At 71.1% G+C, this 13,520-nt stretch carries 13 protein-coding genes; 1 reads left to right on the top strand and 12 read right to left on the bottom strand.

Annotated elements, in window-relative coordinates:
• Positions 1–23: 23 nt before the first annotated feature.
• Entirely contained in the window at positions 24–188 is a 165-nt protein-coding gene (fxsA, locus tag ABT170_RS12180) for an FxSxx-COOH cyclophane-containing RiPP peptide (protein ID WP_266929439.1), read from the bottom strand.
• A gap of 493 nt (positions 189–681) precedes the next feature.
• Positions 682–1,401, bottom strand: coding sequence for a hypothetical protein (locus ABT170_RS12175; RefSeq protein ID WP_329945559.1), 720 nt, complete (start codon positions 1,399–1,401; stop codon positions 682–684).
• Positions 1,402–1,693: 292 nt separating this feature from the next.
• On the opposite strand from ABT170_RS12175, the gene ABT170_RS12170 reads away from it, so the two are divergent.
• Positions 1,694–2,620 (top strand): DUF4231 domain-containing protein, encoded by a 927-nt coding sequence (locus tag ABT170_RS12170; protein ID WP_351866629.1) that lies wholly within the window; start codon positions 1,694–1,696, stop codon positions 2,618–2,620.
• A gap of 35 nt (positions 2,621–2,655) precedes the next feature.
• Here the strand turns inward: ABT170_RS12170 and ABT170_RS12165 are convergent, their stop codons facing one another.
• The 10 genes from ABT170_RS12165 to ABT170_RS12120 form a co-directional block, all read right to left on the bottom strand.
• Positions 2,656–3,135: a hypothetical protein gene (locus ABT170_RS12165; RefSeq protein WP_329945560.1), complete on the bottom strand. Its 480-nt coding sequence runs from the start codon at positions 3,133–3,135 to the stop codon at positions 2,656–2,658.
• Between the two features lie 129 nt (positions 3,136–3,264).
• Positions 3,265–4,164, bottom strand: coding sequence for a S1 family peptidase (locus ABT170_RS12160; protein ID WP_329945561.1), 900 nt, complete (start codon positions 4,162–4,164; stop codon positions 3,265–3,267).
• Between the two features lie 262 nt (positions 4,165–4,426).
• Positions 4,427–5,224, bottom strand: coding sequence for a DUF1684 domain-containing protein (locus ABT170_RS12155; RefSeq protein WP_351866335.1), 798 nt, complete (start codon positions 5,222–5,224; stop codon positions 4,427–4,429).
• Between the two features lie 4 nt (positions 5,225–5,228).
• Positions 5,229–6,527 (bottom strand): NtaA/DmoA family FMN-dependent monooxygenase, encoded by a 1,299-nt coding sequence (locus tag ABT170_RS12150; RefSeq protein ID WP_351866332.1) that lies wholly within the window; start codon positions 6,525–6,527, stop codon positions 5,229–5,231.
• Complete coding sequence (locus ABT170_RS12145) at positions 6,524–7,600, bottom strand: LLM class flavin-dependent oxidoreductase (protein WP_351866329.1); 1,077 nt, start codon at positions 7,598–7,600, stop codon at positions 6,524–6,526. Before ABT170_RS12145 ends, ABT170_RS12150 begins: the two co-directional genes overlap by 4 nt.
• A gap of 16 nt (positions 7,601–7,616) precedes the next feature.
• A complete protein-coding gene (locus ABT170_RS12140) occupies positions 7,617–8,591 on the bottom strand; it encodes an ABC transporter substrate-binding protein (RefSeq protein ID WP_329945565.1) in 975 nt (324 codons plus the stop codon).
• A gap of 32 nt (positions 8,592–8,623) precedes the next feature.
• On the bottom strand, positions 8,624–9,376 hold the full coding sequence (locus ABT170_RS12135) for an amino acid ABC transporter ATP-binding protein (RefSeq protein ID WP_351866626.1): 753 nt from the start codon (positions 9,374–9,376) through the stop codon (positions 8,624–8,626).
• 17 nt (positions 9,377–9,393) lie between these two features.
• Positions 9,394–10,281, bottom strand: a complete 888-nt coding sequence (locus ABT170_RS12130) for an amino acid ABC transporter permease (protein WP_329945566.1) — start codon at positions 10,279–10,281, stop codon at positions 9,394–9,396.
• A 47-nt stretch (positions 10,282–10,328) separates the two neighbouring features.
• Complete coding sequence (locus ABT170_RS12125; protein WP_329945567.1) at positions 10,329–12,188, bottom strand: FAD/NAD(P)-binding protein; 1,860 nt, start codon at positions 12,186–12,188, stop codon at positions 10,329–10,331.
• Positions 12,185–13,054 carry an amino acid ABC transporter permease gene (locus ABT170_RS12120; RefSeq protein ID WP_329945568.1) on the bottom strand — a complete coding sequence of 290 codons (870 nt, stop codon included), beginning with the start codon at positions 13,052–13,054 and terminating at the stop codon, positions 12,185–12,187. Before ABT170_RS12120 ends, ABT170_RS12125 begins: the two co-directional genes overlap by 4 nt.
• Positions 13,055–13,520: the final 466 nt, after the last annotated feature.

Raw genomic sequence — 13,520 nt, 5'->3', positions numbered from 1 at the left:
GTCTAGCCATCCGACGGACCGGTTCAGAGCGCCGAACTGAAGGTCGAAGTCCGCGTGGGACGGCCGGCGGTGGCGCCGAAAACCCTGCTGAGCTTCCGGGTGGCATCGGCACTGCGGGCGTCGATCTCGACGAGCGGCGCACGACTCTTCGCGTTGGCGAAGGCGGGGGAGGATTCGTTGGTCTTCACGGCCGTCCTTGAGGGGTTGTTTCCGGACACTTGAATGTCACCGGTATCTGCATAATTGCAGCGTCCGGCGGCATGACTTTACTCCCATCCGAGCCCTCGCACACGTTGACCGGCATGCCCTTGACGCCCCGTTTCCCCGGGGGAAACACCGTGCGCGCCCGGCCGGTCGGGTGAGCGGAGAAACCCCAGGCTGCGGGGGTGGGGGCCGGCGGAACCGGCGGCTCACGCGGCATTCCCCGGCGAGGGCGCCCCCGGAGCGGCACGGGACCCACGCACAGGCGGCGGGGGCACGCAACTTCCGGATTGCCGGGTGACCTGATTTCACGGGCCGCGGGACACCTCCGCGCACCGCGGTTCCGGGTGTGTCCCGCCGGCCCGGCAGACACTCCGTCATGGGGGTTCCACCCGCGAACACACACGCGAACGCGCACGCGAGCACGGCCGTGAACGTGGCCGTGAGCCCGACCGCGAACGCGCCCCCGCGGGGCGGCCGTCAGTCGAGCGGGGCGTTGTAGCCCACCCGCGAGCCCCTCATGCAGTCCAGGACCCGCTCATGGCTGTCGCCCACGACGTCGGTCACCCTGACGCGCACATACAGCGCGTCGACCTGCTCGACGAATCTCCGAGAGAAGGCGCCGACCAGGACCGATTCATATCCTCCGGTGCCCACCAGGGGGAATCCCGGGCCGAAGGCGATCAGCTGGAAGTCCTCCTTGACGAGCAGTCCGGCCGCCGTCAGGTCGTCCAGGACGTCGGAGACATCGGCCCACGGCGCGTCGGCGGCATCGGGTTCACCCCGGCGGACCAGCCGGCAGTCCCAGCTCTCGATGACGGCGATGTGCTGCCCGCCGTTGAGTATGCCCACGCGCCAGGCGTCCGCGTCCCCCTTCAGGAGCCCCTTGGCCCAGGCGCCCCGCCAGCCGAGGTACGGCCGCACCGTACGGGCGTACTGCGCCCTGGCCAGGACCGCCCCGGCGGCCACGGCCAGCAGGCTGCCCAGCGCCTCCATGTCGAGCAGTTGCAGGCGCCAGGGCCACTCGGTCCGCGCCTCGCCCGTCATATTGGCGCGGACGGCCTCCCAGATCAGTACGAGGGTCAGCAGCACCAGCAGCGCCAGGGGCGCGGTGAACAGAAGAGGGCTGCGGCGCACCCTGCGCTGGGTGTCGGACAGCGGCACGCCGCCGTCCTCGTCGCTCCGGTCCGGCTCGATCACGCACTCCCCCCCCGCCGAGAGCCGATCGCCAAGTGGCCGATCTGCAACTCACCTTTGTGCACCGCACGTTGAAATACTTTCTCATAGCACGCCGGTTCGCACGAGAGTGGCCGCAGCCTCGCCGGGGAATACGGTCCGCACCGACGGCGCCGTTGCCGTCCCCGGCGGCCACCCCTACTCTCGTGGACCCGGCAGGGACGTGGACCCGTCGCACGGCGGACCCGTCGCGGCATGGCCCCGGGCCGGCGGCGCGACCGGTTCAGGCATGCCCATAACTGCAGACGGGGTGAACATGACGGCGCTTCCCGGACCCCTCCGGTCCATGGTCTTCAGGAACGAGGACCTCCCGGCGCTCTTCCACCACACGGACGCCATCGCCATCGCACGTCAGCGCGAGGCGGTGAACACCACGCGCGGGCAGCTGGTCCTGCTGGTCCTCGGAACGGTGCCCGCGGCGCTCCCCTGGCACGTCAGGACCGGCCCCGTCGAACTGCTCGACGCCATAGGCGTGCTGGCCTACACGGGGGTCCTGGTCACGACCTTCCTCGCCTCGCGCCGCAAAGCGAAGTCGCATTGGCAGCTCAACCGCTCCGCGGCCGAGTTCATCAAGTCCATCTGCTGGCGGTACGCCGTCCACGGCTCCCCCTTCGACACCGCCGTACCGCATCCGGAGGCGGTGTTCGCCAGTCGGCTCGAAGAGGGCCTCCAGGAGCTCCGGAAGGTCGGCTGGGCCGACCCCCGCGACGAACTGGACGGTTCCGGGGACGGCCTCATCACCGAGTCCATGCGCGAGTTACGGGACAAGGCGTTCACCGTACGCAAGGAGACGTACATCCGGGACCGGCTGATCGAGCAGCGGCGCTGGTACCGCAGGCGTCTGCAGGTGTCGCGGCGGGGTGCGTTCGTCTGGTCGAGCACCATCGCCGCGCTCACCGCGCCCGCCCTGGTGCTGGGCGTGTTCCAGACGTTCGGGGCCGGGCGGTCCTTCGCGCTGACCGGGACGCTCTCCGCCGCCGCGGCCGCCTGTCTCGCCTGGAACGAGATGCGCCGTCATCATCCGCTGATCTCCGCGCACTCGCTGGTGGAGACGGACCTGGAGTCGATGCAGGCCGCGATGGAGACCACGCTGACCGAGCGTCAGTGGCCCGTCGCGGTCTTCGAGACCGAGCGGATCGTCTCCCCCGAGCACACCGACTGGCTCGCCAGGCACCGCATGTGACGATCCATCGGCATCCAAGGAGGGCCGGGGCGGCGTCAGGCGCGCTCCACGCCGTCGCGCCAGATGACGGTGACCGGACGGCCCAGGGTCCGGGCGTACGTCACGATGTCGCCCGTACCGCCCAGGCCCCTCGCCGGGCGGCCGTCCCAGACGGCCAGCAGCCGGTCGCAGTGGTCGGCGATATAGGTGCCCGCCGCGTAGTACGCCTCGTCGGTGGAGTGCGGGAAGTCCAGCCGGACCTCGCGCGTCGCACGGGACTTGAGCAGCCGGTAGTGGGCGAGTTCGGCGTCGCCGTCGAAACAGTCCTCGTAGTCGCCGCTGGGGATCACCGCCGTCAGCCTCGCCCCGCAGGAGAGCGCGAGTTCGGCGAAGATCTGGTCGGCGCCGACCGCCAGACTGGACAGCGCCTCCAGACAACCGCCCGCCTCGCACAGTGCCGCCTTCAGTCCCGCCAGCACATCCGCCCGTGCCTCCACGGGGATCGAACGGTGACCGGTCACTCCGATGCGATTCACGGACCTGGAACCCCCTGCGTGTCTGCACCCGACCGTCCTGACATCCTCTCAAAAGCCGCGGGGCGAGCGGGAGCCCCCGTCCGGATTTCCGGACGAGGGCTCCCAATTCCGGACAGGTCCGGGCTTGGGTCAGTAGACGCTGACGCTGTACGCGCTGAGCGCCTCGGTGACCGGCTGGAAGAACGTCGTCCCGCCCGAGCTGCAGTTGCCGCTGCCGCCGGAGGTGAGACCGATCGCCTTGGTGCCGGAGTAGAGCGGGCCGCCCGAGTCGCCGGGCTCGGCGCACACATTGGTGCGGATCATGCCGTAGACGATGTCCCCGCCGCCGTAGTTGACGGTGGCGTTGAGTCCGGTGACCGATCCGCCGTGGGTGCCGGTGGTGGAACCGCGGCGGGTGACGGACATCCCGACCGTGGCCTCGGCCGCGCTGGTGATGTCCTGACTGCCTACGGTGCCGTCCTTGGCGATGGTGGTGTTGGTGTACCGCACGATGCCGTAGTCGTTGGTCGGGAAGCTGGATCCCTCGGTGGTGCCGAGCACGGTGGTGTGCGAGGAGTCCGCCCACCAGGTGCCCGCACCGTCGGTGCAGTGGCCGGCGGTCAGGAAGTAGTAGGTGTTGCCGCTGCGGACGTTGAACCCGAGGGAACAGCGCCAGCTGTCGGCGTAGATCGCGTCTCCGCCGGAGATCAGCTTGCTGAACCGGCCGGGCGTGCGTTCGATGCGCAGGGCGCCCGCGTCGGCTCCCGCGGACTCCTTGATCTTCTTGATCTCCGCCTGCGAGACCGTGCTGTCCACGGTCACCAGGAGTCGGTCGGTCTTCGGGTCGATGTTCCAGGCGGTGCCCGCGACATCGGCGCCGAGTACGGCGTCGGCCGCCGCGGCCAGCCGGCTCGCGCTGTAGGTTTCGGTGGAGTCGGCGCTGGCGGTGGGGGCGGCGAGGGCGGCTACGGCGACGAGGCCCGCGAAGACGGCGGTGGCCCTGTTGCGTCTCGCGGTGCCCTTACGGGGGGTGTTGCGCTTGATCCTCACTTGTCGTTCCTCCCGAGGGGAATCGGGGGTCCTGCCTGTGGGGTGGCCGGACCCGTGAGGCGCAGTCGAGGAGTACGTCCGGATTCCGAGCGCCGTGCTCCTGACAAGCGCTGCTCGGGAGTATCAGGGGGCGTCAACCGGCCGCGCAAGGGCACCTTTTCGGCCGAACCCGCGCCGCACACGGGTCGGCCCCGGCAGCTCCGCGGCTGCCGGGGCGATTTCCGGGATCAGGGATTCCGGGTGGACCGGATCCGGGGACCGGTCAGGCGTCGATACGGTTCCGCTCCCCGGCCGGTACGGCGATCGTGAGGGTGTTGCCGGGCGGCGGGAACGGGCAGATGAAGTGATCGGCGAAGGCGCAGGGCGGCAGCAGCGCACGGTTGAAGTCGACGCTCACGCTGCCGTCCTCGGCCGGTGGGGCGGGCCGCAGGAAGCGGAAGCGGTAGCTGCTGTTCCCGCTGGTGGCGTCGGCGAATACGGCCCACAGCGAACCGTCGGGCTCGACCGCGACCTGAAGGGTGTGCGCGGTGCCGTCCACCTCGAAGGCGATCTCACCGGCCAGCCCGAGACCCCGCTCGACCCCGTCGGCGTTCTCCACCCGGACGGTGCGGTCGGCGGCGTAGGGCCGGAAGGTGCCGGGCAGCGTCCAGCTCCCGTCGTAGCCGGTCGCCTCGATGGTCCGGAAGGCGTGCCGGGCCGGGGAGTGCGGATCGAAGTCCCGTACCGCCCAGAGCCCTTCGCGGCGCAGGACGAACAGCCGCCGTTCGCCCCGCCCCACCCGGGCCGCGTCGATCGGTCCGCGGTCGGGTCCCAGCCGGACCTCGCCGATCAGCGGCTTGCCGTCGACATCGAGACCGTCCTCGGCCGTGGCGGTGAGCACCAGCTCGTCACCGTCCTCGCGCCAGTGCCCCGGGACGGCCGGAATTCGCCCTTCCGGGTAGTCGGAGAGCCAGTGCGTACCGGTCAGGGAGAGTGGACCGTACGGTGCCGCGACCGCGACGATCCGCTCCTCGTGCCACCTCTGCCAGTCCTGCTCGTTGTGCTGTGCGTCCGTGCTCATGCGGTCAACCCTTCCATACCGGATCCGCCAGGCCGAGGTGCGACCGCAGTGTGGAGCCGGTGTATTCGGAGCGGAACGCTCCGCTCTCCTGGAGCAGCGGGACGACCCGGTCGACGAAGTCGTCGAGGCCGCCCGGGGTGAGATGGGGTACGAGGATGAACCCGTCGGCCGCGTCCGCCTCGGTGAACGCGGTCAGCTGCGCGGCGACGGTCCGGGGGGAGCCGATGAACGACTGGCGCCCGGTCGTCTCGATGACCGTCTGCCGGATGGACAGCCCCTTGGCCTCGGACACGGCACGCCAGCGGGCGGCCACGGCGAGGGGGTCGCCGTGCCGGACACGGCCCTGGACCAGGTCGGAGTCCGGGACGGGGTCGCTCGCGGGGAGCGGTCCGTCGGGGTCGTACCCGGAGAGGTCACGGCCCCAGACCTGTTCCAGGGCCAGGAGGGCGTTCTGCGGGGAGATCTGCTGGTGCCGGATCTCCGCGGCGTTCTCCTGCGCCTCCTCGTCCGTGTCCCCCAGGACGAAGGTGACCCCGGGCATGATCTTGAGGTCCGCGGGCCGCCTGCCGTACTTGGCCAGCCGTGCCTTGACGTCGGCGTAGAACTCCCGGCCCGCCTCCAGGGTGCCGTGCCGGGTGAAGATGATGTCGGCGGATCCGGCGGCGAACTCCCGGCCCTCGTCGGAGTCCCCGGCCTGGATGACGACCGGGTGCCCCTGCGGGGAGCGCGGGACGGTGAACTCCCCGGAGACGGCGAAGTGCCGCCCGTGGTGCGCGAAGGGCCGGGACTCCCCCTCGGGGGTCCAGGAGTCCCAGAGTTCCCGGGCCGTGGCGACGAACTCCGCGGCCCGGGTGTAGCGGTCGGCGCGGTCGAGGTAGCCGCCGCGCCGGAAGTTCTCCCCGGTGAACGCGTCGGAGGAGGTCACCACGTTCCAGGCGGCGCGGCCGTCGCTGAGGTGGTCGAGCGTGGCGAGGCGGCGGGCCAGTTCGTACGGTTCGTTGAACGTGGCGTTGACGGTCGCGGCGAGCCCGAGCCGGTCGGTGACGGCGGCCAGCGCGTTCAGCACGGTCAGGGACTCGGGCCGGCCGACCACGTCCAGGTCGTGGATGCGGCCGTTGTGCTCGCGCAGCCGCAGCCCCTCCGCGAGGAAGAAGAAGTCGAACTTCCCGCGCTCCGCCGTTCTGGCCAGGTGCTCGAAGGAGGAGAAGTCGATCTGGCTCTCCGACCGGGCATCGGCCCACACCGTGGTGTTGTTGACGCCCGGGAAGTGGGCGGCGAGGTGCATCGGGCGCGGCGTGCTCATGCTCCCTCCCCGGCGGTCCGGGCGAGGGCGTACCGGGAGGCGGGGCGGGTGAGGCCCAGATGTTCGCGCAGGGTGCCGCCGGGATAGAAGGTGCGGAAGAGGCTGCGGTGCTGGAGGAGTGCCACGGTGCCGTTGACGATCCTTTCGAGGTCGCGTGCCGGGGTGATGGGGGTGAGGTGGAAGCCGTCCACGGCCCCGGAGCGGTGCCACCGGGTGATGAGTTCGGCGAGGTCGACCGGGCCGCCCCGGAAGTAGGAGTCCCGCCCGGCGAACCGCGGTCCGCTCTCCAGGCCGGGTTCCGGCGTCGTCTCGGCGTCCCCCAGGTCGACGGTGAGCGCGGCCAGGAACCGCAGGGCCGCGGGGTCACGGCCGTGCGCGGCGGCCCGGCGGCGTACGTCGTCGCGCACGGCGGCGGCCTGCTCGGGGGTGGTGGCCCGGATGTGGACGACATCGGCGTGCCGGGCGGCCGGTTCACGGGCCGGGGCCCCGGTGCCGTCGATGACGGTGACGGGCCTGCCCTGCGGCGGGCGCGGCACGATGGCGGGTCCCCGGACCGAGAAGGTGCTGCCCTCGAAGTCGACGTAGTGCAGCCGGTCCCGGTCGATGAACCGTCCGGTGGCGGTGTCCCTGATCTCGGCGTCGTCCTCCCAGCTGTCCCAGAGCCGGGCCGCCACGTCGGCGGTCTCCCCCGCCTCCTGCCAGAGGGCGGCGGCCGGTGCGGCGGAGCGTCTGCCGAACAGCCGGGCCTCGGCCTCGGTGGTGGAGACCTCCGCGCTCCAGCCTGCCCGGCCGCGGCTCACCCAGTCGAGGGTGGCGACGGCGGACGAGACGTGGAAGGGCTCGGTGTGGGTGGTGGTGACGGTCGGTACGAGGCCGACGCGGTCGGTGGCGGGGGCGATGCGGGAGAGCACGGCGAGGGCGTCGGGTCCCGGGCGGGCGAAGGAGTCGCCGAGGGTGACGAAGTCGAGGGTGCCGCGCTCGGCGAGCCGGGCGAGGGACAGGTAGTGCCCGGCGTCGTAGTGGGGCGGGCCGCCGATCTCGGCGGCCAGGTGAAGGGGCCTGTTGGCAGTCATGAGGGACCTCTCGGGGTCAGTTCTCGGTCCTGGGGAGTCCGGGCGGGTTGATCTCCGACTTCTCGACGGCCTCGTCGGTCAGTCCCCAGCGCTTCAGCACCTCGCCGTACGAGCCGTTCCGCACGATGTGGTCGATCGCGGCGGCGTAGGCCTCGACCAGGCCGCTGTCCTTCTTCGTGGTGGCGGCGATCTTCCCCTGGAGCCCGTCCCCGGCGCCGGACAGGGTGCCGATGATCTCGGACTGTCCGGCCGAGGCGACGTGGTAGCTGACGGAGGGGCTCGGGCCCAGATAGGCGTCGATCCGGCCGGACTGGAGGGCGAGGTAGTAGTCGGTGTCCTTCTGGAAGTACTTGATCTCCACCGGTTCGCGGCCGGCCTCGGCGTTCTCCGCGCTCCAGTCGACGAGGATCTTCTCCTGGTTGGTGCCGGAGGCGACCGCGATCGTCTTCCCGGCGATGTCGGGGGCCGCCCGCACCTTCCAGCCGGAGCCCTTCTTGGCCTCGAAGGCGATGTTGTCGAGCCGGTAGGTCGCGAAGTCGTACTTCTCCTTGCGCTCCTCGGTGACGGTGACGTTGGACAGGACGGCGTCGAACTTGGAGCTGTCGAGGCCGACGAAGAGGTTCTCCCAGGACACCTCGTCGAACCGGGGCTCCAGTCCGAGGGTGTCGGCGATCAGGGTCGCGAGGTCGATCTCGGAGCCGATGCGGGTCCGGTCGTCGGTCGCGTAGAAGCCGAGGGGCGGCGAGGCGTCGGCGCCCGAGCCGATCCGGAGGGTGCCGCGCTCGCGGACGGCCCGCGGTACCCGGGCGGCGATGGCGGCCACCTTCTCGCCCCTGATCCGCTTCTGGTCCGGGCCGATGTTGACCCCGGTGTCCTTCTGCCCCTTCGCCCCGATCACCTCGGTGGTGGCGTCGCTGGTACCGCAGGCGGTGAGCAGCCCCGCGGCCGTGAGGGCGGTGAGGGCGACGGCGAGGGTGCGGCGGACTGGCACGTGAGGGCTCCTCGGTGAGAACACGGGCGGGATCACAGGACTTTGGAGAGGAAGGCGCGGGTGCGTTCCTGGGCGGGGCGGTCGAGCACGTCGGCGGGCGGGCCCTGCTCGACGATGCGGCCCTCGTCCATGAAGACGACGGTGTCGGCGACCTCGCGGGCGAAGCCGATCTCATGGGTGACGATGATCATCGTGGTGCCCCGGTGGGCCAGGTCCTTGATGACGTCGAGGACCTCACCGACCAGTTCCGGGTCGAGCGCGGAGGTCGGTTCGTCGAAGAGCAGCAGTTTCGGTTCGAGGGCGAGCGCCCGTGCGATGGCGACGCGCTGCTGCTGGCCGCCGGAGAGCTGCCGGGGGTAGGCCTGCGCCTTGTCGGCGAGCCCGACCCGGGCCAGGAGTTCCCCGGCCGCTTCGACGGCGTCCTTGCGGGGGCGGCGCAGGGCGGACACGGGCGCCTCGATGATGTTCTCCAGGACGGTGAGGTGTCCGAAGAGGTTGAAGTTCTGGAAGACGAAGCCGATTTTGGTGCGCTGGCGCAGGACCTCGCGTTCGCGCAGCTCGTACAGCTTGTCGCCCTCCCTGCGGTAGCCGACCAGGGAGCCGTCGACGCTGATCCAGCCCGCCTGGACCTTCTCCAGGTGGTTGATGGTGCGCAGCAGGGTGGACTTGCCGGAGCCGGAGGGGCCGAGGATGACGGTGACCTCTCCGGTGCGGACGGTCAGGTCGATGCCGCGCAGCACATCGAGGGAGCCGAAGCTCTTGTGCACGGAGCGGATCTCGACCATGGCATCGCTGGGTGCGCTCATCGCACGGCCCCCTTGGCGTAGTGACGTTCGACGTAGTACTGGAGGACGGAGAGCACGGTGGTCAGCAGGATGTACCAGACGGTGGCGACCATCAGCAGGGGGACGACCCTGCCGTTGCGGCCGTAGACGACCTGGACCTGGTAGAAGAGTTCACCGATCGCCATGACGGAGACGATCGAGGTGCCCTTGAAGAGGGAGATGATCTCGTTGGCCGCGTTCGGCAGGATGGAGCGCATCGCCTGCGGCAGCACGATCCGGCGCAGCTGTCGCAGCCGCGGGATGCCGAGGGCGGCCGCGGCCTCCAGCTGCCCCGCTTCCACGGCCAGTACGCCGCCCCGGACGATCTCCGCCGCATAGGCCGCCTGGTGCAGCGCGAGCCCGAGCACCGCCGCGCTCATCGCGCCGACGAGGTTCATCGTGTCGAAGGTGAAGAAGCCCGGCCCGAACGGGATGCCGAACTGCAGCTCCTTGTAGAGGTAGGCGAGGTTGAACCAGAACAGCAGCTGCACGATGAGCGGGATCGAGCGGAACGCCCAGATGTACGCGTACGCCACCGCCCTGAGGAAGGGGCTGGACGACAGGCGCATGAAGGCGAGGACGATGCCGAGCGCGAAGCCCAGCACCGTGCCGTAGAGGGTCAGCTGGAGGGTGACCCAGACGGCCCCGAGGATGGCCTCGGTGGTGAAGAACCGCGCGAAGACGTCCCATTCCCAGCCGGGGTTGGTGACCAGCCCGTGCAGGAACTGGGCGAGCAGCACGGCGGTCGCGGCGACGGCCACCCACCGCCAGGGATGGCGCACCGGGACGACGGTCAGCCGGTCGTGGTCGGTGACGGGATCCTGCACGGTCTCTTTGTCGATGGGTGGATCGCTGGTGAGCGACATGAGGGTTCCTTAAGCGACATGTATATGTACGGACGGAGGGGCCGCGGTCAGGCGCTGAGGCGGCCGTGACAGGAGAGGTCGCGCAGGAACATCAGCGCGGTGCGTGCGGTGGCGTCGTTCTGGCGGAAGGCCGGACCGCCGGTGCGGGGCCGGGTGAAGGCACCGCTGCTGCGGGCGGTGGTGTACGGGCCGAGCGCGAAGCGCCGCGGGTGCGCGAGGCCGTCGCGGTCCAGGATCCGGCCGTCGGCCGGGTCGACGGAGAGCAGGCCCGTGCCGGTGGTGGCGGCGCCGTCCTCGTACAGGCCGCGGAGCAGCGGGCTGCTGGTGTGCCGGAGCGAGGGGTCCGGGAGGCGGGCCTCGACCAGCGCCCGCGCCGCGACCCGTTCGCCGGGGACGGTGGCGCTGCCGGCCCGGAAGAGCCCCGCCTCCTCGTCGGCCTCCACGGTGACACCCGCGCCGAGGAAGCGGACGACTCCGGCCCGGGAGAGGGCCAGGAGCTGCTCCAGCCGGGGGCCGGGCGGGCCGGAGGCCAGGTAGCTGAAGAAGCCGTGCCACCAGTCGCCGATGTCGCCGAGCCTGATCAGCTGCCCGTACGCGGAGAGCAGCCCGAGGAAGACCGCGAGATCGGGGCTGTGGGCCGGGTCGTGACGGCGTGCCAGGTCCGCGGTGATGTAGCCGCGCAGGCCGGCCTGGAGCGCGTCGTAGGAGGGGTGGCGCACCCCGTCCAGCGGGTGGTCGAGCGCCGCCAGGTCGAGCCGGTCGGCGGGGTCGGGCACGGCTGCGGCGACGAGGTCGTCCAGTTCGGGGCTGCCCGGCCCGGCGGCGGCGTACTTGTCCTCGAAGACGTCCCGGTCGACGGTGGTGCGCTCGGGGTGGGCGGTGAACAGCCGGTGGTAATGGGCGTGGCCGAGCTCCTTGGCGACATGCGGCCACACATCGCGCCGGAAGTCGAGCGGTCCGGGTCCGTCCAGCAGTTCCGCGGTGAGACCGGGGCCGAGGAAGCGCGGCAGCGGCGGCCGTTCGCCCTCCCAGCCGTAACCGATCTTGGAGTGGTACGGGACTCCTCGCCGCGATCCGACGTGCAGCACGGGCTCCCGGCCCGAGGGCAGGTACTCCCCGTTCTCGTACCGGCCGCCGCGGCCCTCGGTGAGCAGGACCATCAGGTCGATGAAGGCGAGCCCGAAGCCGCGGACGATGACGGGTTCGCCCGCGCGCAGCGCGCTCAGGTCGCTGTCGGCGGTGAAGTCGGGCGGCAGGTGGGTGAGCCCGTGCCGTGCGGCGAACGCGCTCAGCTCCCGCTGTCCGGCGTCGGGTTCGGCATCGAGGTGGCCGACGGTGAGGACGACGAGGTCGGCGAGGAGGGGTTCGCCGCGGCCCTGGAGCCGGACGCGCTGCCGGCCGCCGCGCGGTCCGCCGATCCGCAGGGCCCGGGTCCGGTGCTCGTGCACGGTGATGCCGGGCGGGAGCGCGGCCAGCGCCTGTTCGTACACCCACCGCAGGTAGGCGCTCTGGAGCCGGCGGCTGGGGAAGTCCTGCCCCGTGAGCTGCTGTATCTCCGCCAGTACGGCGGGCGCGGCGTCGACGGTGATCCGCCCGGCGCGGACGTCGTCCGCCCAGGCGTCCAGGGCGGGGCCGGGCACCACGGGGCCGTCCTGCTGCACCGTGTCGTCGGTGAACATCGTGACGTCCTCGGCCATGGAGTTCATCCAGAGCAGGGGCGACTGGTCCTGTCGCCATATCCGGCCGCCGCCCGGCGGGTGCGGGTCGACGAGGTGGATGTCCAGCCGGAGGCCGGGCGCCAGGCCGGCCGCGTTGGCGGCGATGCGCTCGATGACACCGGTGCCGCGCGGTCCGGCGCCGATGACGACGAGGGCGGGGGTGGTTCCGGGAGCGGGAGCGCCGGTCATCGGGTGCCCGCCGTGCCGCGTGCGTAGTGCCGTTCGACGTAGTGCTGTCCGATGCTGAGGAGCGAGGTGACGGCCACGTACCAGAGGGTGGCGACGAGCAGCAGCGGGATGACCTGGTAGGTGCGGTGGTAGACGAGCTGCACGGAGTAGAGCAGGTCCTGCACGGCGATGATGCTGACGATCGAGGTGCCCTTGAGCGTGCCGATCAGCATGTTCCCGGCGGGCGGCACGATGGAGCGCATGGCCTGCGGGAGCACGATCCGGCGGAGCCTGCGCCAGGGGCCCAGCCCCAGCGACTGGGCGGCCTCCACCTGGCCGCGCTCGACGGAGAGGATGCCGCCGCGCACGACCTCGGCGGCGTACGCGGCCTCGTGCAGGGTGAGTCCGATGACGGCGACGGTGACGGGTCCGAGGAGGTTGACCGTGCTGACGCCGAGGATCTGCGGGTACAGGGCGCCGATGTTGAACCAGAACAGCAGCTGGACCAGGATCGGGGTGGACCGGAACAGCCAGACGTACCCCCAGCTGACCGCCTGGAGCACGCGGTTGCCGGAGAGCCTGAGGATGGCGAGCAGGGTGCCGAGCGCGAAGCCGAGCACCATGACGAGCGCCGTGAGCCAGAGGGTGAGGCCGAGGCCGCGCAGGACGGAGGCGGTGGTGAGGTAGTCGCCGACGACGTCCCACTGGAAGGCGTCGTTGCGGATGACGGACCCCAGCGCCAGCGCGAGAAGCACCAGAACGGCAACGGCCGCCGCCCACTGGCCTGTTCGGCGGACCGGGACGATGCGCGGCACGGCGGCGGCGTCGGTCCTGGCGGGCGGTACGGGAAGAGGGGAGGGAGGCAGGACATCTGTCTGCGCGGACATGCGAAGGCTCCGTGGATGCAGAGATCGAACACGGGGCGTGCCTTCACACCAAACACAACGTGGACCGGGCCCCTCAGCGCCGGTCCGCTTCCGAGATAAGCGGTGCGCGAGGCCTGTTGTCAAGGCTGTCCACACTATGAGCCGTACGTCTCATGTCAGTTGACGCGCAACGGGATGACTGTTCCACTTGGGCCATGCATTCGCAGCAGTGGCTGGTCACCCGCTCCCACATCGACTTCGGTCGCGTGTGGTCCTCTTCCTGTTGAGCTGACTCCCTGCGTCTCGTTCTCATCCGCTCGCGCCCCTGTCCGCGTTCGAGCACCCCTTCCCGCGTGCCCTCACGTACACAACGCCGCGTCACCCTCCCCTCGCACCGCTGATCTCCCGCCCCGACCCCGTGCTGTTTCCGGCACCGGGGTCCGGCCGGCGTACCCGCACCCGGTCCGCCGTACCCGTCGCATCCGAT

This window comes from Streptomyces sp. NPDC001787 (assembly GCF_040297465.1).
Lineage (GTDB): Bacteria > Actinomycetota > Actinomycetes > Streptomycetales > Streptomycetaceae > Streptomyces.
The sequence above is the reverse complement of the archived record's forward strand: the minus strand, read 5'-3'. Positions and strand labels throughout refer to the sequence as shown.

Excerpts from the sequence above, each read along its gene's own strand:
- ABT170_RS12170 (WP_351866629.1), top strand. The coding sequence starts at position 1,694 with ATGACGGCGCTTCCCGGACCCCTCCGGTCCATGGTCTTCAGGAACGAG.
- ABT170_RS12155 (WP_351866335.1), bottom strand. The coding sequence starts at position 5,224 with ATGAGCACGGACGCACAGCACAACGAGCAGGACTGGCAGAGGTGGCAC.
- ABT170_RS12150 (WP_351866332.1), bottom strand. The coding sequence starts at position 6,527 with ATGAGCACGCCGCGCCCGATGCACCTCGCCGCCCACTTCCCGGGCGTC.
- ABT170_RS12145 (WP_351866329.1), bottom strand. The coding sequence starts at position 7,600 with ATGACTGCCAACAGGCCCCTTCACCTGGCCGCCGAGATCGGCGGCCCG.
- ABT170_RS12135 (WP_351866626.1), bottom strand. The coding sequence starts at position 9,376 with ATGGTCGAGATCCGCTCCGTGCACAAGAGCTTCGGCTCCCTCGATGTG.
- ABT170_RS12130 (WP_329945566.1), bottom strand. The coding sequence starts at position 10,281 with ATGTCGCTCACCAGCGATCCACCCATCGACAAAGAGACCGTGCAGGAT.
- ABT170_RS12125 (WP_329945567.1), bottom strand. The coding sequence starts at position 12,188 with ATGACCGGCGCTCCCGCTCCCGGAACCACCCCCGCCCTCGTCGTCATC.
- ABT170_RS12120 (WP_329945568.1), bottom strand. The coding sequence starts at position 13,054 with ATGTCCGCGCAGACAGATGTCCTGCCTCCCTCCCCTCTTCCCGTACCG.